This window comes from Paucisalibacillus globulus DSM 18846 (assembly GCF_000482485.1).
Lineage (GTDB): Bacteria > Bacillota > Bacilli > Bacillales > Amphibacillaceae > Ornithinibacillus > Ornithinibacillus globulus.
The window spans coordinates 172,296-194,332 of the sequence record NZ_AXVK01000020.1; the positions used below are offsets into that span (position 1 = coordinate 172,296).

23 protein-coding genes and 2 pseudogenes are annotated in these 22,037 nt (G+C 35.2%); 2 read left to right on the forward strand and 23 right to left on the reverse strand.

Annotation, left to right across the window (positions count from 1 at the left end; translation table 11 throughout):
- Nucleotides 1-3 precede the first annotated feature (3 nt).
- The 14 genes from spoIIIAG to K332_RS0106075 form a co-directional block, all read right to left on the reverse strand.
- A complete protein-coding gene (gene spoIIIAG / locus K332_RS0106000) occupies nt 4-627 on the reverse strand; it encodes a stage III sporulation protein AG (RefSeq protein WP_026906655.1) in 624 nt (207 codons plus the stop codon).
- The gene (gene spoIIIAF / locus K332_RS0106005; RefSeq protein WP_026906656.1) at nt 624-1,247 is read right to left on the reverse strand and encodes a stage III sporulation protein AF; all 624 of its coding nucleotides are present in this window, start codon (nt 1,245-1,247) and stop codon (nt 624-626) included. Before spoIIIAF ends, spoIIIAG begins: the two co-directional genes overlap by 4 nt.
- 10 nt (nt 1,248-1,257) lie before the next feature.
- Entirely contained in the window at nt 1,258-2,430 is a 1,173-nt protein-coding gene (gene spoIIIAE, locus K332_RS0106010; protein ID WP_026906657.1) for a stage III sporulation protein AE, read from the reverse strand.
- A gap of 40 nt (nt 2,431-2,470) precedes the next feature.
- Nucleotides 2,471-2,863 (reverse strand): stage III sporulation protein AD, encoded by a 393-nt coding sequence (spoIIIAD, locus tag K332_RS0106015; protein ID WP_026906658.1) that lies wholly within the window; start codon nt 2,861-2,863, stop codon nt 2,471-2,473.
- A gap of 6 nt (nt 2,864-2,869) precedes the next feature.
- On the reverse strand, nt 2,870-3,076 hold the full coding sequence (gene spoIIIAC, locus K332_RS0106020; RefSeq protein ID WP_010093209.1) for a stage III sporulation protein AC: 207 nt from the start codon (nt 3,074-3,076) through the stop codon (nt 2,870-2,872).
- Between the two features lie 19 nt (nt 3,077-3,095).
- Entirely contained in the window at nt 3,096-3,608 is a 513-nt protein-coding gene (gene spoIIIAB / locus K332_RS0106025) for a stage III sporulation protein SpoIIIAB (RefSeq protein ID WP_026906659.1), read from the reverse strand.
- Nucleotides 3,541-4,530, reverse strand: a complete 990-nt coding sequence (gene spoIIIAA / locus K332_RS0106030; protein ID WP_026906660.1) for a stage III sporulation protein AA — start codon at nt 4,528-4,530, stop codon at nt 3,541-3,543. The genes spoIIIAB and spoIIIAA overlap by 68 nt, the downstream gene beginning before the upstream one ends.
- 416 nt (nt 4,531-4,946) lie before the next feature.
- Nucleotides 4,947-5,486 carry a GNAT family N-acetyltransferase gene (locus tag K332_RS0106035; protein WP_026906661.1) on the reverse strand — a complete coding sequence of 180 codons (540 nt, stop codon included), beginning with the start codon at nt 5,484-5,486 and terminating at the stop codon, nt 4,947-4,949.
- 157 nt (nt 5,487-5,643) lie between these two features.
- Nucleotides 5,644-6,471 (reverse strand): phosphotransferase enzyme family protein, encoded by an 828-nt coding sequence (locus tag K332_RS0106045; protein ID WP_026906662.1) that lies wholly within the window; start codon nt 6,469-6,471, stop codon nt 5,644-5,646.
- Between the two features lie 23 nt (nt 6,472-6,494).
- Complete coding sequence (locus tag K332_RS0106050) at nt 6,495-6,926, reverse strand: VOC family protein (RefSeq protein ID WP_026906663.1); 432 nt, start codon at nt 6,924-6,926, stop codon at nt 6,495-6,497.
- A gap of 21 nt (nt 6,927-6,947) precedes the next feature.
- Nucleotides 6,948-7,889, reverse strand: a complete 942-nt coding sequence (locus K332_RS0106055) for a prenyltransferase/squalene oxidase repeat-containing protein (protein ID WP_036688198.1) — start codon at nt 7,887-7,889, stop codon at nt 6,948-6,950.
- 551 nt (nt 7,890-8,440) lie between these two features.
- Nucleotides 8,441-8,998: an elongation factor P gene (gene efp / locus K332_RS0106065; protein ID WP_026906665.1), complete on the reverse strand. Its 558-nt coding sequence runs from the start codon at nt 8,996-8,998 to the stop codon at nt 8,441-8,443.
- A 30-nt stretch (nt 8,999-9,028) separates the two neighbouring features.
- Nucleotides 9,029-10,090 carry a M24 family metallopeptidase gene (locus tag K332_RS0106070; RefSeq protein ID WP_026906666.1) on the reverse strand — a complete coding sequence of 354 codons (1,062 nt, stop codon included), beginning with the start codon at nt 10,088-10,090 and terminating at the stop codon, nt 9,029-9,031.
- Nucleotides 10,091-10,219: 129 nt separating this feature from the next.
- Nucleotides 10,220-10,744: a YqhR family membrane protein gene (locus K332_RS0106075; RefSeq protein ID WP_342665447.1), complete on the reverse strand. Its 525-nt coding sequence runs from the start codon at nt 10,742-10,744 to the stop codon at nt 10,220-10,222.
- Between the two features lie 406 nt (nt 10,745-11,150).
- Here K332_RS0106075 and K332_RS0106080 point away from each other — a divergent pair, with 406 nt between their 5' ends.
- On the forward strand, nt 11,151-11,525 hold the full coding sequence (locus tag K332_RS0106080) for an SA1362 family protein (protein WP_026906668.1): 375 nt from the start codon (nt 11,151-11,153) through the stop codon (nt 11,523-11,525).
- 16 nt (nt 11,526-11,541) lie between these two features.
- Here K332_RS0106080 and K332_RS0106085 read toward each other — a convergent pair whose 3' ends face one another.
- From K332_RS0106085 to K332_RS0106120, 7 genes and pseudogenes are all read right to left on the reverse strand, one after another.
- Nucleotides 11,542-12,432 (reverse strand): patatin-like phospholipase family protein, encoded by an 891-nt coding sequence (locus K332_RS0106085; RefSeq protein WP_026906669.1) that lies wholly within the window; start codon nt 12,430-12,432, stop codon nt 11,542-11,544.
- Nucleotides 12,433-12,505: 73 nt separating this feature from the next.
- Nucleotides 12,506-12,925 carry a transcriptional regulator MntR gene (mntR, locus tag K332_RS0106090; RefSeq protein WP_026906670.1) on the reverse strand — a complete coding sequence of 140 codons (420 nt, stop codon included), beginning with the start codon at nt 12,923-12,925 and terminating at the stop codon, nt 12,506-12,508.
- 536 nt (nt 12,926-13,461) lie between these two features.
- Nucleotides 13,462-13,800, reverse strand: a complete 339-nt coding sequence (locus K332_RS0106100) for a DUF1048 domain-containing protein (RefSeq protein WP_026906672.1) — start codon at nt 13,798-13,800, stop codon at nt 13,462-13,464.
- Nucleotides 13,797-14,135 carry a PadR family transcriptional regulator gene (locus K332_RS0106105; protein WP_026906673.1) on the reverse strand — a complete coding sequence of 113 codons (339 nt, stop codon included), beginning with the start codon at nt 14,133-14,135 and terminating at the stop codon, nt 13,797-13,799. Before K332_RS0106105 ends, K332_RS0106100 begins: the two co-directional genes overlap by 4 nt.
- A gap of 583 nt (nt 14,136-14,718) precedes the next feature.
- A pseudogene (locus K332_RS0106110) lies at nt 14,719-15,324 on the reverse strand (vitamin B12-dependent ribonucleotide reductase); the annotation flags it as partial.
- A gap of 68 nt (nt 15,325-15,392) precedes the next feature.
- Entirely contained in the window at nt 15,393-16,220 is an 828-nt protein-coding gene (locus tag K332_RS24375) for an HNH endonuclease (protein ID WP_051359360.1), read from the reverse strand.
- A gap of 253 nt (nt 16,221-16,473) precedes the next feature.
- A pseudogene (locus tag K332_RS0106120) lies at nt 16,474-18,426 on the reverse strand (vitamin B12-dependent ribonucleotide reductase); the annotation flags it as partial.
- A 393-nt stretch (nt 18,427-18,819) separates the two neighbouring features.
- On the opposite strand from K332_RS0106120, the gene K332_RS0106125 reads away from it, so the two are divergent.
- Nucleotides 18,820-19,194: a rhodanese-like domain-containing protein gene (locus tag K332_RS0106125; protein ID WP_036688202.1), complete on the forward strand. Its 375-nt coding sequence runs from the start codon at nt 18,820-18,822 to the stop codon at nt 19,192-19,194.
- 39 nt (nt 19,195-19,233) lie between these two features.
- Here the strand turns inward: K332_RS0106125 and gcvPB are convergent, their stop codons facing one another.
- Both gcvPB and gcvPA read right to left on the reverse strand, forming a co-directional pair.
- Nucleotides 19,234-20,694, reverse strand: coding sequence for an aminomethyl-transferring glycine dehydrogenase subunit GcvPB (gene gcvPB / locus K332_RS0106130; RefSeq protein ID WP_026906677.1), 1,461 nt, complete (start codon nt 20,692-20,694; stop codon nt 19,234-19,236).
- Nucleotides 20,687-22,036 carry an aminomethyl-transferring glycine dehydrogenase subunit GcvPA gene (gene gcvPA, locus K332_RS0106135; RefSeq protein WP_026906678.1) on the reverse strand — a complete coding sequence of 450 codons (1,350 nt, stop codon included), beginning with the start codon at nt 22,034-22,036 and terminating at the stop codon, nt 20,687-20,689. Before gcvPA ends, gcvPB begins: the two co-directional genes overlap by 8 nt.
- Nucleotide 22,037 lies beyond the last annotated feature (1 nt).

Below are 22,037 nucleotides of genomic sequence, written 5' to 3' on the forward strand. Positions count from 1 at the left end.
CCCTTAATTTTTAGGATTTACAGAAACTCGATGTGTAGGAACATCAAGTACTCTGGAGACAGCTTCTACTACCCATTGTTTGACTGTAGCTTTATCAACACCCTTTGCTGTAACCATGACACCCCTAACCTCAGGTTTTTTCGTAGAGACTAGGATTGGTGATTCTTGATCTCCTTGCCTAACAATGACAACTTGTGATTCCTCTGTACTTTCCTCAATTTGCCTTGTACCACCATTTTGGTCATTTTCTTCAGTCTGCTGCTGTCCTTTAATCAAATTTCTTTCATAGACTTTTACATTAGTAGAATCAAGATTTACCATTATTTCCACTTCAGAGACGCCATCAATATTTTCTAACATATTTTGTAATTGCTTCTCATAGTTCTCCTCCAATTCACTAACATCAGATGTCGCACTAGATTTTTGGGAACTTACTTCTTTAGATTGGGACTGTTCCTCTAATTCCATTTTAGGTAATTCTTGTCCCAAATCTTGTTGGGATGAGGTATTAAACATGTTAGAAACAAGTATTACTAATAAGCTTACTAGTCCGATTATGACGACATAACCTGTTTTTTTAGAACCACTTATTTTCTCTTTAAGAAATTCTTGTATTTTTTTTATCAAGATGCCCCTCCCTCCCATCTAACAGTTAATTTCTTATCAGTTAATTCCCAAGTTTCTCGTAACAAGGATTCAATCCCTTGAAGATCTATATTTTCTTCAGTTTTAGTGTTTTGTTTCCCTGTATTGATGACAACATCCTCTACTGCATTTACTGCTCCCTCCCCTGCTTCTGATTGTTCTAGATAAACAATGACCTCTTCTAGCCCCTCATAGGAATATGCTGCACCATCTATGAACTGAAACTCTAAATCTCTTATTTCAGCTTGGTAGTTGTCCAAAAGAGGAGCTCTCGCTATATCTTTCAATTGGACAGCCATTTGTTCTAAAATATATGCGCCAGATGATGATTCTATTTCACTTTTTTGCATTTCAATCAAATTTTCTACTTCTGATGCCTCTGAACTCTCATCTAGCATGCTAGAAAAGGAGCTTCGGACCGCTGCCTGGATATCAACCTTAAATAAATAAAAAATTGGCTGGAGAAAAATTAAAATTAGTATCAAACCAATTACAAATTTTATATATTTTTTCATTCCTCCATTAGGAACTAGTAAATCTATAATGGTTGCAAGTAAAATAAAAATGATTATTTGTGAAACCCAATTTATTAGTAGATCCAATTTCATCATCCTATCGCAGTAATAGTGTAATATTACTTGCCGTTACAATAATTACAATGCTTAAGAAAAACATGAGAGAAACTGCTAAAAGACAGGCTAGTATATAAACAATATATTTACTAATCGTATTTAGACTTGTGATAATAGGTCCATCTGCAATTGGTTGTAGTACTGCGGCTGCTATTTTATAGATTAGTGCAATAGCAAATATCTTGATTGCTGGAAATATAGCAATAAAAATAATAATGGCTACCCCAACGATACCAACAGCATTCTTCAACAGTAGTGAAGCACTCAATACCGTATCAGCAGCATCCGTTAATGTTCTACCAACTACAGGGATAAAATTCCCTGTGACAAACTTAGCAGTTTTCATAGTTACTCCATCTTGAATAGCACTTGCAGCACCCTGGACCGATAATACGCCAATAAATATAGTTAAAAAAATCCCCAATGTTCCCATAGCAATAGAACGGAATAAATCAGCCAAATGAGTTACCTTATGATTTTCATTTAAACTACTAACAATAATTAATAATGCAGATAGAAAAAGTAATGGCATAATAAAATTGGAAACCAAAATGCCGATTGCATTAATTAGAAAGATAGTAATAGGATTAAAAAAGGATACAGATATAGCACTACCAAAAGTAGCCATTAACCCTAGCACTAAAGGAATAAGAGCAATCATAAAGCTACTCATCATACTAATGGCCTCTTTAGCATAGGAAACTGCTAAATAAAAACTATTTAAAGCGATAAAAATAAGGACAATGTAAACAACAAAGTATGCAATTTTACTTACTGAAGTTTTTTCGAATGCCGTATGCATCGTTTGCAATAAAACAGAAAATAATGTTAATAACAATAGTGAGCCCAGTAGCTTTCCATTTAAAATCACTTCATGTAGCAAATATTCCAGTCCACCAGTTATCAAGTTTTTTATAGAAAATTCATCATTACCTTTAATAAAGTCATAAAGACTATTTTTCTCCAGTTCAGGAATATATCCTCCATATTCATCGACAACAACATTCCAATAGTTCTGCATTCCATCAAATGAGACATCTTCCATTAATAAATCTTCTACAGGAGCTTCGACTTGATCATCTGCATAGACAACGGCTTGTCCAAAAAATAGTAGAAAAAAAAGTAAACATAAAGTGCTACTAATCCGTTTCATGCATTACCACCTGTTCCTTCCCTTATAAAAACTTCTCCTCCTATGCTTGTGGCAAGAAATTTAAAATTGCTTCTACAACTGCCGTAATAATTGGGATTGCAAGTAACAAAATGAATATTTTCCCTGCTAATTCTATTTTGGAAGCAACAGCACCGAGTCCTGCATCTTTCGTAATACTGGCACCTAACTCCGTAATATAAGCAATACCGATTATTTTTAAGATGGTCTCAATATACATACCGCTTATTGAAGCTCTTTGGCCTAAAACCTCGATTAAACGAATAATTGAACCGATTTGGCTAATAACTGCTAAGAATATGGCGATTCCAGTAATAAGTATTAAGATAAAAGCAAAGGGGCCACGCATGTCCTTTAAAATAATGAATAAAATGCTTGCTATGATTCCGAGTGTAACAATTTGTATGATATCCATATAAAATTACCCTTGAAATAAAAATACTGACCGGATTTGTTGGAATAGATCTGATAAACCGTTAATAACAACCACGAGTACAATAATAAATCCAACCAACGTAACAAATTGTGCGATTTCTTCCTTCCCCATTTGCTTTAAGATGGTATGAATTAAAGCTACAATAATTCCAATACCTGCAATTTGAAATAATATAGATGCATCTGATAGCATAACAAGAGCCCCTTTCTCTCTATATAAGCAATAACACGATAAACAGACCAGTAAGGAAACCGAGACTTTTGGCCATTTTCCCATACTTATCCTGATCGTCTCTTGCATCCTGTAATTCTCTTTCCAAGTGCTTAATCGTTAGTTGAATATGTTTTTGTTGTTGGCCAAAATCATGTTGGCCAAGAGTCCTACCAAACTGTAAAAGAATTTCTTTTTCATTAGAACTTAGACTCGATTCATCAATAAAACCTAAAACACACTCTTCCCAGACAGTTTCGAAATAGCTATATTTGTCTACCATTTTGTCTGCTACTGATTGAAAAAAAGAAGCACAAGGTTTCGGTATCTGCCTCGCAATAGAAGTGAAAGCATCATGTAATGGGAGCTGACTATAAAGTATTTCTGCTTCTAAAACTTGCAGTGCATTTATTAACTGACGTATGTGCTTTGGTCTTTTAGAAAGTTTATTGCTCCACTCGAAACCGAACCATGTCGTTACTCCTATGAAGAGAAGTGCCCCGATCCATTTCATTAGGCACGCACCCCGTTTTCTGATAGATATTTTTTTCATTTTCATTATAAATAGACTTTATGGCACCTGGAGATGATTGCCCTTTGAGAAGAACTATTCGCCCGAATACCTTTTTTTCAAGTAATGGCAAGATAGATGGTCTTTTCATTAGTTCTTCCAGGGTTTGGCCATGTACCGTACAAATCACTGTTACCCCTGCATTAATGGCATTCAATAGGGCTTGTACATCCTTTTCACTACCAATCTCGTCAACTACTAATATTTCCGGTGACATTGAACGTATCATCATCATCATACCCTCTGCCTTTGGACAGGCATCCAATACATCCGTACGATTTCCTAAATTATGCTGTGGTATCCCCTTTAAACACGCTGCGATTTCCGAACGTTCATCTACCACACCAACTTTCTTAGGAGGAACTTGATTCCAGCCGGAAGAAATTATCCGAATAACATCACGAATTAATGTTGTTTTACCCGATTGTGGTGAACCAACAAATAACGTATTTAGAAATCTATTCTCATAGAGATAAGGAATCACCTTTGTTGCTACACCAATCTTCTCTTTAGCAATCCGGATATTTAAAAAGGTTATATACTGGATAGCTTTTACAGAGCCATTAACCGTATTTACTTTCCCCGCTAAACCAACACGATGGCCGCCTTCAATGGTTATATAACCCTCTCTAAGTTCGTCTTCCATCCGATATAAAGAGAACTCGCTTAACTGATTAACAATGAATGTATTGTCCTTTTTATTGGGTCTGGCTTGTGTAATCCACTCCATTCCAGAATCAAAAATTAATTCAATAGGTTGATTTAAACGAACCCTAATTTCCTGTAACTTGTCCCATCTCTTACCAACCTTTAGTTTAATTGCAGTTTTAATTTCGTCGGGAAATAATCGTAATATCTCGTACATAACAAGTCCCCACTTCTTACTTGGCTTTTAGATTTTCATTTTCTATAAGTAAATGTATGTAGGAACGGAGAATTTATGACTGATAGAAGAGAATTAATAGAGTTAATAATTTTGTTGATAGAATTGAATGGAGTTTGTTAGAAGAGAAAAAACAGTCCGTTCAATTTGAACAGACTGTTTTAAGGAACTATTTGTTTTTTTATAGTTTTTTTGAGATTTTCATGTACCGCTCTAATTTCATAGTTAATTTTAAAGGTAGAAGTGCCCAATTTTTCTAAGCTACCTCTTCACTTAGTTTTACATCATTTGCCATGTATGTTTCCTCTAGTTAAACAGTTTCTTTATTATACTGTTCCCTTAAGATTCTATAACATATAATGTGAGAGAACATTGGGTAAATATCATTCACCCTAATTTTAATTATTACGTAAAATATATTCTCTTTTAAGGATTCCCATGTTAATAATGTCATGCCAATTCCCTTTGCGATATAGAGCTTGACGGCTAATTCCTTCCTCTTTAAAGCCAATTACTTTGTAAAGATTTATCGCTTTTTGGTTAAATGCGAAAACTCTCAATGATACACGATGTAGATTCATTTCAAGAAATGCATAATCTATTAATAATACTAATGCTTCTTTTCCATAGCCCTTACCCCAAAATTCCTTTTCTCCTATATCAATAATATATTCTGCATTTCTGTTTTTATAATCGATATTAACCAATGAAGTAATTCCTATTGATTTTCCACTATTTTTGTCAAAAATGATATAGGTTTTTGAAGAGTGTGAGCCAACTAATTTGTCGTGTACAAATTGTTTAGTTTCCTCCAGTGTGAACAAATCTAGAGATGGACTTGTAGTAACCATGACCTCCATGTCATTTCTCCAAGAATGATAGGTTTCCAGATCTTCTAGACAAACTTTGCGCAACTTTAATCTATCCGATTCAAACATTTTGTCCCCATCCTTTTAAAATTCTATCCTGCTGTAATTCAACGTATGGAATTTCTTCCTCTATCCTTGTCTTCATTGTATCAAGGACGCCTCTTATTCTTTTATTATCTTTTTGATGATGGCTAAGAAACTCAGAAAAATACATATAGGAGTATAGTTACCTATAATTTATAAAAAAAGGTAGCTTTTCTATCCAATCAATCGTAAGTTGGTTTTCGGGACAATATCCGCATAGGAAAGACTGCGTAAATTCATGGGCAAAGTCACTCCTATCCTGAATGTCATTTTTATCAATGGTTTCGATGGCATGATACAAAACGATAGCTATGTCATAAACATACCAATTATATTCACAATCACCAAAGTCAAATAACATAATTTCATTATTGTTTACATAGAAATTCTTATGATGAAAATCATTATGTATCATACCATAGTCGTTTTTGTCTTTTGGTAATCGCTCAAGTGTATAAATATACTTTTCCCATATGTAGAACATTTTGTTACTTACTTTCAAATTCTTTGAGAAAACTTTCCCTTGATTCCAATTATAAGGTATGATATTTGGTTTGTATTTCATTGATAGAGAATGCATCTTCCCTAAAGTTCTGCCCCAGATAACGAAGAAATTCTTGTTCCATTCTTTCCTATTAGAAATGTTAATTACGGAACCCTTCGCTTTTTCGAAAGCAGACACATAACACGCTTCACCATCACCTAACTCGATAACCTCTAAATACTTTCCATTTATCGATAGAATTGGAGCAGAAACTTTTAAATCTGATTTATTTAAAAATAATACCCAATCTAACTCCGAAAGAATAGCTTTTTTATCATACTTTGAACTTAAATAATATTTAATGACTATAGTTCTCCCATTAGCTGTACTCTCATAAACGTTATCCGAGAACCCTCCCAGTAAATATAAATTACTAGGATACGAAGCATATCTCCTTGCACCCTCTGCTAAAATTGTATTGTCCAAAAAATCACCTTTTCATGTTAAAATTACATGGTTAGCATTGCCCCTCTTTCATCGAATGTGGAGTTAGGGTTAAAAGCAACTTCCCATATATTATTTTCAGGATCGGCAAATGACGCAGAACAAAAACCATCGGTACTAACTTTCGGTTCACTTAGAATTCTCCCACCAATTTTTCTAACCTCATCAATGGTTTCATCAACTTGAATTGGTCTTTCAACATTGATTGCAAATGCTATACCTTTGAAATATTTATTCGGATCTGCAATTTCTAAGCCAGAATCCTGGGCTAATTTCTTTATTGACCACAAAGATAATAAGACACCTGCCGTTTGAAACACTGCATAATCCGAATACCCATCATCTGTCTCTACCCAACCTAAGCTTTGGTAAAACTGACGTAGTAGTGGAAAGTCGTGACATCCAATTGTAATTAAACTTACTCTTTGAAGAACCACTATTACCTACCTCCTTGTTTCTTATTCTAAATAGCCAAATGCTTTAAATTTTTTATATCTTTCTACCGCAAGAATTCCTTTCCAGTATATTCTTGCTTTTTCAAATTCTTCTGGATAGCTACCCCATCCCCAGGTTATATCCCAAACACCTTTATCAGACATTTGGTAGATATAGAACTCAAAGTTTCGTTGAACTAATGAACCTAGTCTTGTACATAATGAACTATCTGGATTGTTAATAAAATCTAAAGGTAAAGGTACATAACCCGAATCCCAGCTCGTTACATCCTTGTTAATACACTCATAGGCAAGATCAACAATTTTTTTGGATACCTCTTCATATGAAAATCCTGTCTTATCCTCAAAGCTGGAAGAATGTGCTTCTATAATTTTACTAAACGCCTGAAAGTTATTAATTTCATGATTATCCATTTCAGTTTGATTTAACAAATGCACCGTAGCTTTTTCAATAGACCTCCACCCCTTTTTAGCGGCTTGAGATTCGGAATCAGACCAATGAATAAGAAATGCTGCAAGTTCAATACTTGGATTAAAGGACCAATTTTCTTGTACACCTTCTTCCCAATGCCACCATGGTGCATGCGGATAATTGTTGAATTCTGGCAATACAGAAGCCCATTTACCAGATTCTTCATCATATGTATCTACCAAATATGAAATCATCTTTTTGACCATTAAAACATCTTTATCCACATCTAACTCCATTAAGATTTGACCAGCAGCCCATGTTGCCATTGGCGATGAAGTAGGTAACCAAAAGTCAGGTTCAAGTCCGTGTCCAAAGCCACCATCAGCATTTTGAAATTTCTTTAACTTCTCCATTACATTTTCTTTGCTTCCATTTCCAAAGAAAAATTCAAATTGGGCAATTTCTAGTTCACGACAGTAGTTATCTAAGAATTCCTTCGTTTTGTACAATTGGTCTCTCGTAATCTTTTCCATTCTAATTCCTCACTTTCAGTTTTGTATTAAACATTTGAACAAGATTTATTGATAGACTGATTTTTAGAAGATTGTTGTTCATTTTTTAATTTAGTATAAACCCCGCAATAACTTAATTAGTAATTGAGCTTGATACCTGCTCCCGAAATACACTCCGCTAGTATGGCAACTTATATTATGGAAACCATAAGTTACATCCAACATTAATATAATATTTAAACTAGCGGAGGCAGAATACGGAGACTCCTCGAAAATACAAATCAATTTTCTCCGTGCGATGTTACACTGTCGATGCCTTCCTTTTCGTATGGGAACAGCACGTGTCCGAAGAGCCCGCAGCGGTGTTCTTTCCGTGAGAAGGCGGAGGCTGTGCTCATGGCAAGGTAGGCATTGCGAGGTTTCTAGTAGATGTCGCCCCCTGTGTGGGAAGTAAAAGCGGAGTATTCTGCCGGAACGGAAGCAAAAGCAACAAATATTACGAAAACAGCCTTTCCTTTATAAAAAAGATGATCATCAAAAAATATGATGATCATCTTAGTTGAGTTATCTTTCTATGCTCTTGAAACGTATTTTCCGTCAGATGTGTTAATGACTAGTTTATCGCCAACATTAACAAAGAATGGTACTTGAACAACAAGTCCTGTTTCTACTGTAGCTGGTTTAGAACCACCACTTGCAGTATCACCTTTAATACCTGGTTCTGTTTCAACTACCTCTAATTCAACGTTATTTGGTAAATCAATACCTAATATTTCACCTTGATACTGGATCATGGATACTTCCATGTTTTCTTTAATGAACTTTAGCTCATATTCAACTTGTGCAGATGTAAGTTCAATTTGCTCATAAGATGCTGTATCCATAAATGCATGGGAGTCACCAGAAGCATATAAATATTGCATTTTTTTATGTTCAACATGTGCTTTCCCTACTTTTTCACCAGCACGGAATGTTTTTTCCTGAATATTTCCATTACGTAGGTTACGAAGCTTGGATCTTACAAAAGCTGCACCTTTCCCCGGCTTAACATGTTGGAAATCAACCACTTGCCAAACATCATTATCCATCTCTATCGTTAAACCTGTCTTAAAGTCGTTTACTGAAATCATAATTGTCCTCCTTATTTAAAACACAAAAGCTTATAACTGAATAAGTTCCTTAGTTGATGTTGTTAATCGTTCGTTACCTGTATCGGTAATAATAATATCATCTTCAATACGGCATCCACCGACATTAGGGATATAAATTCCTGGCTCAACTGTAACAACCATTCCTGGTTCTAATTTTTGCTCACTACGGAAAGATAACCCTGGGCCCTCATGTACTTCTAAACCAATCCCATGACCTGTTGAATGACCAAAATAATCACCATATCCGTGATCTGTTATATAATCCCTTGTTAGAGCATCTGCCTCAATTCCAGTCATACCTGGCATAATTCCATTAACTCCGCGAAGCTGCGCTTGAAGTACAGTATCATAAATTTTTCTTAATTCATCACTAATTTCTCCTACAGCAACGGTTCTGGTAATGTCGGAAACATATCCTTGATAAAGTGCACCATAATCAAGGGTTACCAACTCACCAGATTGAATTTCTTTTGTTGAAGCAACACCGTGAGGCATTGCTGAACGGAAACCAGAAGCAACTATAGTGTCAAAACTAGACTGAGTTGCACCTAGTTTACGCATAAAGAATTCAAGTTCATTTGATACCTCAATTTCTTTTACGCCTGGCTTAATATACTTTTGAATATGTTCAAATGCAGCATCAGCAATTTCTGCCGCTTTCTTTAGAATTCTTAATTCATCTGGTGTTTTGATCAAACGAATTTTCTCAACAATTTCGCTTGTTGGTACTAATTCAGCATCTAACAACTTATTATAGCGGTCAAATTCAGCATATGTAACATGATTTTTTTCAAAACCAAGACGTTTTACTTGTAGACGGGTTAATTGTGATTTTACTTCCTCTTCCATTAACTTCTTATGTTCTACAATGGTAAAATCTTTCGCCTGTTCCCCCGCTTGTTCAGTATAACGGAAATCTGTAATAAAAATTGCTTCTTCTTGACTCACAATAACTGTACCAGCAGATCCTGTAAAACCGGTAACGTATCTGCGGTTAATTGGGCTATTGATCATGATTGCATCTAATTTTAATGCTTGAAGTGCCAGCCTAATTTTATTTAGCTTTTCCATCTTTTCATCCCTTTCCCATTACCACTTGCATAAAAATATTCTTACAAAGTCGATTATTTTATATGACCTTAACAGTTTACCATAAATAGACAACTTTGAATATTGATTTAGCAGGAAAAAGGAGGATTCTCAATCAGATGCCTTCTTCGATTCATTTTTAGGAATAGCTACAGTTTCTTGATAATCAAAAGAAATCGAATATCCAATAAAAATACCATATAATATATAAAGACATAGCGCGGAAACAATTGTCTTGATTTCCATCTCTACTAAATTTGGAATTTTAGAGAATATGGGTTGTAAAACGACAAATACAATTGCCCATAAAATTAATCCATATATCATTCCTGTCCATATGGAATTAATCTTTTTGAGAACACCATAGTAAACTAGTGCAACTCCAATGGATAGTATACCAACAATCATAATTGTAACCAATTCACCTAACCAAGTGTCTGTCCAACCTGCTGTCGTCCAAGAACGAAGTAAATAGGACTTTGCGGAAACCTCCATAAAATTAAAATAATACATTAGAAATCCTAAAATACTTGCGAGAATACCACCTATAAAGCCTGTTAATAACGATCTTCCCAGAAATGTTGATGTATCCTCAGGTTTATTTTGTTCTAGTTTTTTATCTTCCAAAATACGCACCTCCAACCTTAGTATTACCCACTCTTTCAAATCAAATTACAGAAAAAATTAGGATTCCTTTATAAGTGCATTTTCAAAAAAGAAGATAAAAAGGAGCGAGCAGTTCGAGCGATGTAGCTTTGAGTACCGGAACGTATGCAGTTAATACGTGAGGAACGGAAAAGCAAGACAACGAAGAAATGTGAAGTGTCATTTTTACCGGACTTATTGATTATCCTCTATAAAATGAAATAAAAGAAGATGAATATTTTAAGTTGAGTAGGAAAGAATTATACTAGAATAAGAAGGTAACTATCTATTAATATAATTACCTAAAGTAAAAATCCATTAAAAAGTTGTTTGTTACTAGTTAAATTGTGATAAATTAAAATGATGTATGCAGTATATACTCGAAAGGAAGATTCATATGAGAAAAAATTCAATATTAAAATATATTATATATGGGATAATAGGTCTAGCAGCAATTGGAGTCATATTTCAATTGTTTACGAATGCCACAGGATTTTTAACAAGTATTCTAGTCGCCGTTATCGTTGGTCTAGCAATCTTTGGATTATTATATTACTTTGTTCTTGGAGGTCGTAATACATCATCAGATGCCAAGAGATATAAACAAGCAGTTAGACAATCAAAATCAAAGTACTCACAAACCAGTAGCACCCAAACCGTAAAAAATAAGCATCAGGTAGATCCAATCAAAAAGAAGTTAAAAAAACGTCCGAATCATTTACGTGTTATCGATGGAAATAAGTCCAAACGCAAAAAGCGAGCTTCCAATTAATGAAGCTCGCTTTTCTTTATGTTGACCAACTCTTCAAAAACTCTTCTGCGTGTTCCCGACCATTTTGAATTAGTTTCTTTTTAACTTCTTCAGTAATCATAAAATTTGTTGTTTGCACATCTTTAACTGGAATAAAGATAATATTGGCTTTTTCAGATTTGGTAATATATCTAGAATCATGGGCTTGCTTCATCGTGGAAAATAGTGCATGGAGCATATCAAGAGCATTCTTTATAGTGTTAGGATGAGACTGCTCTGGGGAATCACTTAGCTTTAAGCCTAATATTGGCCTTTTTCGTATATTGGTTTCACTTTCCAAAACCCAAATCGGAAAATTACTTAACAGCCCACCATCAACGATTATACTTTTAACTTTATTTTTTCCAAATACCTTTTTGGGCATAAAAAAGTAAGGAAATCCTGCACTCATTCGTATTGCCCTTGCAACTGGAAATTCATTAGCCTTAATTCCATATACTCTTTCAAGGTCATCTGGAATAACGACTAGCTTTCCCAACGACAAATCACTAACCACTACTTTTAAATAGCCATTTTTTATATCACCAAAAGTATAAATGTTTCTTTTCGCTAATTGATTGTAAACCCATCTTTCAAACTTATCTCCTTTGTTTAATCCAAGTTGAAAATAAAGAAAGAACCATTTACTTCCAGGAATTAAATTCGTTAAACTTGGTGGATCCAGGAAATCCTTCAAATCTAATTTTTCCAAGAGTTGTTTTATTTCTTCAATACTATAACCTGCAGCTATAAACGCTGCCAAGATTGACCCTGCTGATGTCCCAGCAACTCGTTCAAACTTAAGATTTTTTTCCTCAATCACCTCAAGAGCCCCAATAAAAGCAAACGCTTTTACACCACCACCAGAGAAGACACCGTCTATTTTCATACAATATCTCCTTATCGCTTTTATATTATGTGTAAGCATAAAGAGATAAAAATAGAACATCGTCCTTCTTAAGTTATTTAGTATTCCTCAATTGGACTTCCTTCAGGTCATCTAACCGCTGTTGATCCTCTTTGAAATATTTAACTAAATCTCCTAACCTGTCTATAGAATTCCAGCTCAAGTGATGTTCAATTCCTTCAACATCATTGTAAATATTTTCTTTATCTACACCAATTATTTCTAAAAAGTCCTCCAGTAATTCATGACGAAATACTAATCGCTCTCCAACTTTTTTTCCTTTTTCAGTTAAAATAAATCCTCTATATTTTTCATAAAGTAAATATTCATCTTTATCTAATTTTTGCACCATTTTTGTTACAGAAGACGGGTGAACCTCTAATGTTTCAGCAATATCAGAAACTCTAGCATACCCCTTTTTATCAATTAAGTTATAAATAATTTCAATATAGTCCTCCATACTAGGTGTAGGCATCCTGTTCTCCTCTTTCCATAGAATCATTTTTTATCTAATGCAAAACTGTTTCTATATTGAGGATACCGGAAATAGTTTTTTGAGACAAGTTATTATGTAAAATCAAAGAATCTCCATAAACCGCGAATTGCCCAAAAAAGTATTCGGAAAGGTATTAAAACTATTTCAGGTAACCAAAATATAATGTCCATTAGAAAATCACCAAATGTATAACGGTCATTTAATTTCCTATGTTTTCTTGTCCTTGCCTTTTTTATTTTCCACCAATCTTTCACACGCCATCTCTCCGTTCAAAATTATTTGTCTTTTCATTTCATACGGTGAGTATGAATTTTAGGTTTCACTTATATATTTCAATCACAATTCGTTTTCAGAAATACAAAAAGGCTATCAAATCTTGCATTTGATAGCCTTTTTGTAGGTTTAAAATAAAATTTAATCAAAAACAACTCACAAACCCTCAATTTACGTTAAATGTATAGACTCCCTATTTGCAAAAAGGTTTTTACGAAACAAAATCCAATAGAGTTTCACCGTTAATCACGACCGATTGTATCATTCAACTTCGTACGATGTTTATCAATCCACGTTTTAGAGTCCTTCACTATTTCATCACAAAAAGCGGCTACATCCTCCCCCATTAAATCAGTCACTTTCTTGCCTTCCACTGCACCTTCCTCTAGGAGGTCGAGAATACCGCCAAAGATACGTCGCATATCCTCCCAGTCTGAGATACCACCGATACTATAAATATATTTTTTGATAGCGTTGTAAGCGTTGTTGTATTCTTTTGGGAGTGCCTTCCCACGCGCCTCCATTGCCTTCCATTCTCGCTTATCATCCAGACTTCCGATAACTTTTTCAAATATACTCATTGTATCTCTCCTTTATTTTTTGTATTGAGTTCATTAATTTTGCTTGAAATGAATCCCCATTTTTCCCAAAAAATTTCAAGTTGCTCTTGACCTGCTGCATTGAGTGTGTAAAATTTTCTTGGCGGACCCATAGTGGATGGCTTTTTCTCGATATCCACTAGATTATTTTTTTCGAGCCGCATAGTAATAGTATAAACTGTGCCTTCAACTACATCAGTGAACCCAAGATTACGGAGGTGTTGCGTGATTTCATACCCGTAAGTTTCGCCACGGCTGATGATTTCAAGCACACACCCCTCAAGCACTCCTTTCAGCATTTCTGTAATATTTTTCAAATTTGTCCGTCCTTCCATTGGTATTCACCATATTTTCATTCAGTATTCTGTATTGCATATATTCTGTATTACTTACTACTAGTATATAGTAACGCATAGTAGTATCGTTGTCAAGAATATATACCTTAAAAAAACACTCGTTATTACGTGCTTCAATGGTGTTTTCAACAAATTAAATAGCTCTAATTTAGTTTACTTTTTGATGACGTTACATTACAAATCTCGCGACTTTACCCCCTCTATATAGAGTAAAACGTCCTGGTGATGGTACATATTGGTCTTAACCCAGAATTTCTAATCGCTTCTAAATTCTTATCCAAGCCCATCCTTCAACTTTCTCTCTATTGATAATAATCGATTTCGTTTTGCCCTGAAACCCCTCCTAGTTAAATGATTCATTTGAAGTAAATGAGACAATCGATTAAATATCGGACCATATATAGGTAACATTCACAACTGTTTTTTGGAGAAGCAAAAAAACAACCTCTTACGGCTAGGATGCCAAAAAGGTTGTTCTTTATGAAACATTAATTCAGATTATCAGACTTTAACTCATAACTACATCATTTTTATATTTATGATATTATAGTCCACACTTTAATTGCGCACCACAACTTGTACAAGTATTGCATCCACCGATGTCTTCTACGCTTCCCCCACGACACACAGGGCAAGTGTCTCCTACTTCTGAACCAATTGTTACATCTGTTGATTTTAACTCTTGGATTGTATCCATTAATACAACTTTTTTCGGTTCAACTGTTTCTTCAAATAATTCCGTTTGTTCAAACGTATTTTCTTCGGCTTTTAGTGTTAATACTTGAGTGTCACGACTTCCGTCAACATATACCGTACCGCCTTTTGCTCCACCACGATATAATCTACGGTATACACTTTCAACCTGATCTACTGTATATCCTTTTGGAGCATTTACAGTTTTAGAAATTGAACTATCAACCCAGCGTTGAATAACACATTGTGTATCTGCATGTGCTTCAGGAGCTAATTCCATTGCAGTAACAAACCACTCTGGTAGGTTATTAGGATCCACATCTGGGTTCGCATCTAAATATTCTTGAACGATATCTGCTTTTACTTCGATAAATTTGCCTAATCTTCCACTTCTGAAGTATGAGAAGGAGAAGTATGGTTCTAATCCTGTTGACACTCCAACCATTGTACCTGTGCTCACAATTGTTACTCTCTATTCCTAGAGGGCGGGACTATTATTACCCGCTCCATATGTCGCCATATGGGTCAGACTATATCATCAACCATTCTTGAATGTCTTTTTCTATGACAAGGATACTCACATAAAGCAATCAAATTAGATAGTTGATTAGCTTTTTCCCAATCTCCATTAAATTCTCTGAATGGAATAATATGATGGACAGAAAGCTCCTGGCCATATTCCTTTTCAGTAACACCACAGTCCTGACAAATATAGTTATCTCTTTTTCTAACTATCCTTCGCTGATTCAACCAATTAGGTCCATAATAATTTATATCTCCACCAGCCCATGTTCCACTATTCGCTCCTGCAAACATTTTACTTTCTGTATAATATATCCCCATACATTCTATTGAGCAAAAATTTAACACTCTAACAGCAGAAGGTTTCTTTTCAAATTTTTTACTGCAATTAGTACAATATAAAATTGTTCTCATTTTGTATTGTACTTTTGCCCTCTCGCCATTTGCTTTTCCTAAACAATTTTTCGAGCAGTATTTTGCAGTTTTTTGTCTGTTTTTAGGGACAATAAATTCTTTACTACAGGTTTTGCATATTATAGTGACATCTTTTCTTAAATGCTGGTTTATAAGGTGACCGTATTTTAATTGGTATAATCGTTTGCATTCATGATTACAAAAGTTTCGCTCTCCAATTTCAGAAGGTTTTCTCTCAATTTCATTATTACAATAAATACAGTTAATAGTTTGTTTCTTTTTCAATTCCTTCCAAAATTGAGGGGGATTTTTCCTCTGATAATCTGTTTTACACGCTCTAGAACAATACTTTTTTCTGTCATAATGACTGGGCTTCACTTTAATTTCTTTATCACAATTAAGACAATTCTTTTTCATACGAACCATCCTTAACTCGTTTTATAAATCATAAAACAAGAACTCCTGTTCGTCAACGGTTGCTCGGCATGTAGTCGTTGAGGGGTCAGCCACGACTTCCCTGCGGATTGTCTGGTAGGTTATTTAACCAACACTTTTGCATTTTTACCTTTTGACTAGCTGGCAAAGCTAGGTAGCAAAAAGATACTCCAGGGTTTCCCGCATATAGCCAAGTTTACGCTACATTTTTACAAATGTAGGGGGCAACGTGTTTACCCGTAGGTGCAACAGTTAATAGGTGCGAATTCCTGATACCATGTTCAAGAATACCTTTACGGATATCTTCAGGCATTCCTTTCATGTAACCAGTATTAACAAATGCTTCGCGTAATTCTTTTGTTTCTTCATCTGTTTCTCCAACTAAGAATGGGAAACTTCCCTTTTCTTTCGCAAGTTGGACAGATTCACGATATGCCGTTGTAGCAATAGTTTCAAAAATCTTATCTACTAAATGATTACCTTCCTCAGATCCATATTCAGTTTCACAATAGATAAGAAGATCATGTAGCCCCATCACTCCGAGTCCAACACGTCGTTCCCCTAGTGCTTGTTTCTTGTTTTCTTTGAGGAAGTATGGAGTAGCATCAATAACATTATCTTGCATGCGTACACCAGTTTTTACGGTTTGTTCTAATTTTACAAAGTCAACAGTTTTACTTACCTTGTTTGCCATTTCACCAAGGTTTACTGCTGCTAGGTTACAGACAGAAAATGGTGCAAGAGGTTGCTCGCCACACGGGTTTGTAGCTACAACTTGTTGACCATATGCTTTTGCATTGGTCATGTCGTTCGCATTATCAATAAAGAAAATACCAGGTTCAGCAGAATACGTAGCACAAATGTTAATTAAATTCCAAAGCTCTTTTGCTTTTACACGGCGATACACACGGACACCATAGCCCATTTCTTCCCACTTACGTACGTCACCAACATTGTGCCAGTCTTCGTTATAAGCTTTCATTTCTTCTTCATTGTAATTTTCTACATCTGGGAATTTCAGCTCGTACCAAGTATCATTTTCAACTGCTTCCATAAAATCTTTCGTAATACATACTGAAATATTCGCTCCAGTTAAGAATTCTGAGTTGTGTACGGAGTATCTTCCACCAGTTCTTAATTTTTCTTCCGCTTCCCTAATAACTTGATTCGTAAATCCTCCTTGACCAGGAATGCTCTTATAATTTAATACTCCTTGGTAAAGATCGGATTCAGTCTCAGAAAGTGGAGTAAACTTCAATTTTTCTTGCGCCAATTTCTTTATTTGTTTATCTTCTGTATTCTCAATAAGATAACGAAGAATTCTCGGATTTTGCATTTTTGAGATAATGAATTCGATGATATCAGGGTGATTATCTACTAACATAATCATTTGAGCACCCCTGCGAGATCCACCTTGCTCAACAAGATGAGTAAGCTTCGCAATATCATCCAACCATGAAACCGAACCAGATGATTTACCATTTACACCTCTTGCAAGTGCATTACGTGGACGAAGTGTTGAACCATTCGTTCCTACTCCTCCACCTCTACTCATAATTTCCATTACTTGTTTACGATGTTCGGAAATACCTTCGCGAGAGTCTTTTACGTATGGCATTACATAACAGTTAAAGTACGTTACTTCTGTATCGGATCCTGCACCATATAATACTCTTCCTGCAGGTATGAAATTAAGATTAGACAATTCTTGATAGAATTTTTCATATGACTCTCTACGTAATTCTTCGGTTGACTCAACACTTGCTAGACCAGTAGCATTACGTTTAGCAATTTGCTCGTAAAAAATTTCAAGAGGTTTATCTATACTATCCAATCCTCTTTTAACTACGCCTGTTTCAGCTTCTTCTCCATCTAATACCGAAACATAATCTGGCTCCACTTGAACTAATGCCTCATTATTGATACGGTCAATAGACTTGATAAACCCTAAGCCTCTTGCTGGGAATTTCGGATCTGCTTTTACAGTTAATACAACGAAGTCCCCTTCTTTTATTGTCTTTTTTTCTGTATCCTTAAAGGAATAACGGTCCAGCATAACCAGCCTAGACACACCCTTATGTAGTAGTTTCATATCTGGGGTAATTGGGTGTACTTGTGGAAATTGTTTTATATCTTCATTTAGTATTTCCACATTAATGTTTGTTCTTGTTTCGACAACCGTAGACATTATACCTCTCCTTTTAGACAAAATTCTCCATTCTAGTAATCTAGAATTTCATTAGTAATACCATACCATATCTAGATTATTATTTACAACATATTGTATGTGTTTTTTTACCAAAACACTACATATAGTAAATAACGCATATAATATATTTTTTGTCAAAATCAATAATAAACAAAAAACAAAGAAAACCGATGATTTTTAAAGCAAATCACGTATAAATCTAGTAAATTAAACAAATTCTATAATTGCATCTCAATATAGAATTATGCTATTCAACATTATTCTGCAAAATTCGACAAAAGTAAGATTTTTATTCCTATAGAAAAACTTTGAAAAAAAAACTGTTTCAGCCTATAATAAAATAGTATTAAGTGAAAGACGGGGGATTAATAGATGTTGAAATATCTTTTATTAGCACTAATTGTTTTTATTGTAATTTCAGTATTTCGTTACTTTAGACAACGTAATTACCTTAAAACAATAACCGAGGATCAATTCCGTGAAGGGTATCGAAAAGCACAATTGATAGACGTAAGAGAACCACAAGAATTCAAAAATGGACACATTCTAGGTGCTAGAAATATTCCTGTTACACAAATGAAGCAGCGATTAATTGAAATTCGTCCGGATAAACCGGTTTACCTGTATTGCCAAAGTGGAGCACGTTCACAAAGAGCTGCACAACTTTTACACAAAAAGGGTTATAAAGATATCAGCCAATTAAAAGGCGGATTTAAAAAATGGACGGGAAAAGTTAAAAGAGGATAAAATAAAAATGCCTTAGGGATTAGCCTAAGGCATTTTTATTTAATCTTTGTAATATCTTAAAATTGGTTTTCTGGCAGCTGTAGTCTCATCCATGCGCTTAACAACCGTATGATGAGGAGCTTCCTGAACAATCTCCGGATTATTTTCCGCTTCCTCAGCAATTTGTAACATCGTATCGATAAATCCATCCAATGTCTCTTTTGATTCGGTCTCAGTAGGCTCTACCATTAAAGCCTCTTCCACATTTAATGGGAAGTATATGGTTGGCGGATGATAGCTAAAGTCTAGAAGACGTTTTGCAATATCTAATGTACGAACCCCTAGTTTCTTCTGTCTCCGTCCGGAAAGTACAAATTCATGCTTACAATGCTGTGAGTAAGGTAAATCATATGCCTTCTCTAACTTACGCATCATATAGTTAGCATTTAATACCGCATACTCACTAACCTTTTTAAGTCCTTCAGCGCCCATTGTACGAATATACGTGTATGCACGAAGGTTTATACCAAAGTTTCCGTAGTAGGGCTTTACACGACCAATGGATTGTGGACGATCATATTCAAATGTATAGAAGTCATCTTGTTTTACAATTAATGGTTTTGGTAAATATGGCTCTAATTCTGCAGAAACCCCAACAGGACCTGATCCAGGACCTCCACCACCGTGTGGGCCTGTGAATGTTTTATGCAAGTTTAGATGAACCACGTCAAATCCCATGTCACCCGGGCGAGCATAACCCATGATGGCATTTAAGTTTGCACCGTCGTAGTATAATTTACCACCTGCCCCATGAACAATCTCTGCCATTTCTAATATTTCTGTTTCGAAAAGCCCAAGTGTATTTGGGTTTGTTAACATAAGTGCTGCTACATCATCCCCAACAACACGTTTTAAGTCTTCCAGATCAACTAAACCATTTTCATTCGATTTTACTGTAACTGCTTCAAATCCCGCAACTGTTGCGGAAGCTGGATTAGTTCCATGAGCAGAGTCTGGAACAATAACCTTTGTACGATGGTAATCGCCGTTTGCTTCATGGAATGCACGAATCATCATTAGACCAGTCCACTCACCATGTGCTCCAGCTGCTGATTGTAAAGATACCCCAGCCATTCCAGTAATCTCTTTTAATGATTCTTGAAGATCAAACATCATTTCAAGAGCACCTTGTACCGTTTTTGGATCTTGGTATGGATGAACATGGCTAAATCCATTTAAACGAGCTACATCCTCGTTAATTTTTGGATTGTATTTCATCGTACAAGAGCCTAATGGATAAAAACCAGAATCCACACCATAATTTCGGTTTGATAGGCCAGTGTAATGACGGATAATATCAAGCTCACTTACTTCTGGCAACTCTGGAGCTTCTTGTCTAACATAGGTCTCAGTTAATTCTGCTTCCAAGTCAACAACTGGCACATCTATATCAGGTAAGTTAAAGCTTACTCTTCCCTCTTTACTACGTTCAAAAATTAATGGAAAATCTTGATTATTCATGGATATCCCCCAATTCTTTTACAAAAGCATCAATTTCCTCTTTTGTACGAATTTCTGTTACGGCTACTAACATATGCCCTTCAAGCTCTGGATAGTAAGTGGCGAGATCATATCCCCCAATAAAACCTTTTTCCAATAACATATCATTTGCCTCTTTTACAGTAACAGGAAGTTTCACGACAAACTCATTAAAGAAAGAGCCAGTTGATATTACTTCAAAGCCTGCATCTTCAAACTTTTTCTTCGCATAACGAGCCTTTTGCATATTAAGTTCAGACATTTTCTTCAATCCATGTTTTCCAATAGAGCTCATCGCAACGGAACTTGCTAATGCATTTAAAGCTTGGTTGGAACAAATATTTGATGTTGCTTTATCACGGCGAATATGTTGTTCTCTTGCCTGTAATGTCAATACAAAACCACGAAGACCATATTCATCAGTGGTTTGACCAACTAAACGTCCTGGAATTTTTCGCATCAGTTTTTCCGTTGTTGCAAAATAGCCACAGTGTGGACCTCCAAATTGTGCTGGAATTCCAAAAACTTGTGTATCCCCAACAACGATATCTGCCCCAAACTTACCAGGTGGTGTTAGGTAACCAAGTGATAATGGATTACTTGATACAATAAACATCGCTTTAGATTGTTGGTCCAATATATTTCTTACTTCTGCTAATGGTTCAATTTGTCCGAAGAAGTTCGGATATTGCATGACAACACTAGCTGTCTTTTCATCTAATTCATGGGCTAATTGATTTAAATCAGTACGCCCATTAATATGGTCAATATATACAATTTCGAGATTAGGTCCTTTTCCATAGGTCTCGATAACTGCTTGTGATTCTGGATGTACTGCTTTAGAAACTAGTATTTTTTTCTTTCTAGTTTGTGCAGCACTTAAGTTTACTGCTTCTGCAAGTGATGTTCCTCCGTCATACATGGAAGAGTTGGCTACAGGCATACCGGTTAATTCAGAAATCATCGTTTGGAATTCAAATATTGCTTGTAATTCACCTTGTGAAATCTCTGGCTGGTATGGTGTATATGCAGTATAGAATTCGGAACGAGAGATAACATGATCAACAACTGAAGGAATAAAATGATCATAAACCCCCGCACCAAGAAATGAAGTATATTCCATTAAGTTATAATTTTTATTTGCCATTTGAACAAGTTCTTTTTTCAAATCCGCTTCACTTTTTGGAGCTTTTAAATTTAGAACTTCTTTCAAGCGCACTTTTTCTGGTATATCCGAAAATAATTCATCTGTTGAACTGACACCAATCGTATCAAGCATTTCTTGTTTATCTGTTTCGGTCATTGGTAAATAACGAAAATCCATA

Excerpts from the sequence above, each read along its gene's own strand:
- spoIIIAE (WP_026906657.1), bottom strand. The coding sequence starts at position 2,430 with ATGAAACGGATTAGTAGCACTTTATGTTTACTTTTTTTTCTACTATTT.
- spoIIIAD (WP_026906658.1), bottom strand. The coding sequence starts at position 2,863 with ATGGATATCATACAAATTGTTACACTCGGAATCATAGCAAGCATTTTA.
- spoIIIAC (WP_010093209.1), bottom strand. The coding sequence starts at position 3,076 with ATGCTATCAGATGCATCTATATTATTTCAAATTGCAGGTATTGGAATT.
- spoIIIAB (WP_026906659.1), bottom strand. The coding sequence starts at position 3,608 with ATGAAATGGATCGGGGCACTTCTCTTCATAGGAGTAACGACATGGTTC.
- spoIIIAA (WP_026906660.1), bottom strand. The coding sequence starts at position 4,530 with ATGTACGAGATATTACGATTATTTCCCGACGAAATTAAAACTGCAATT.
- K332_RS0106035 (WP_026906661.1), bottom strand. The coding sequence starts at position 5,486 with ATGTTTGAATCGGATAGATTAAAGTTGCGCAAAGTTTGTCTAGAAGAT.
- K332_RS0106055 (WP_036688198.1), bottom strand. The coding sequence starts at position 7,889 with ATGGAAAAGATTACGAGAGACCAATTGTACAAAACGAAGGAATTCTTA.
- efp (WP_026906665.1), bottom strand. The coding sequence starts at position 8,998 with ATGATTTCAGTAAACGACTTTAAGACAGGTTTAACGATAGAGATGGAT.
- K332_RS0106070 (WP_026906666.1), bottom strand. The coding sequence starts at position 10,090 with ATGGAAAAGCTAAATAAAATTAGGCTGGCACTTCAAGCATTAAAATTA.
- K332_RS0106080 (WP_026906668.1), top strand. The coding sequence starts at position 11,151 with ATGAGAAAAAATTCAATATTAAAATATATTATATATGGGATAATAGGT.
- K332_RS0106085 (WP_026906669.1), bottom strand. The coding sequence starts at position 12,432 with ATGAAAATAGACGGTGTCTTCTCTGGTGGTGGTGTAAAAGCGTTTGCT.
- mntR (WP_026906670.1), bottom strand. The coding sequence starts at position 12,925 with ATGCCTACACCTAGTATGGAGGACTATATTGAAATTATTTATAACTTA.
- K332_RS0106100 (WP_026906672.1), bottom strand. The coding sequence starts at position 13,800 with ATGAGTATATTTGAAAAAGTTATCGGAAGTCTGGATGATAAGCGAGAA.
- K332_RS24375 (WP_051359360.1), bottom strand. The coding sequence starts at position 16,220 with ATGAAAAAGAATTGTCTTAATTGTGATAAAGAAATTAAAGTGAAGCCC.
- K332_RS0106125 (WP_036688202.1), top strand. The coding sequence starts at position 18,820 with ATGTTGAAATATCTTTTATTAGCACTAATTGTTTTTATTGTAATTTCA.
- gcvPB (WP_026906677.1), bottom strand. The coding sequence starts at position 20,694 with ATGAATAATCAAGATTTTCCATTAATTTTTGAACGTAGTAAAGAGGGA.
- gcvPA (WP_026906678.1), bottom strand. The coding sequence starts at position 22,036 with ATGGATTTTCGTTATTTACCAATGACCGAAACAGATAAACAAGAAATG.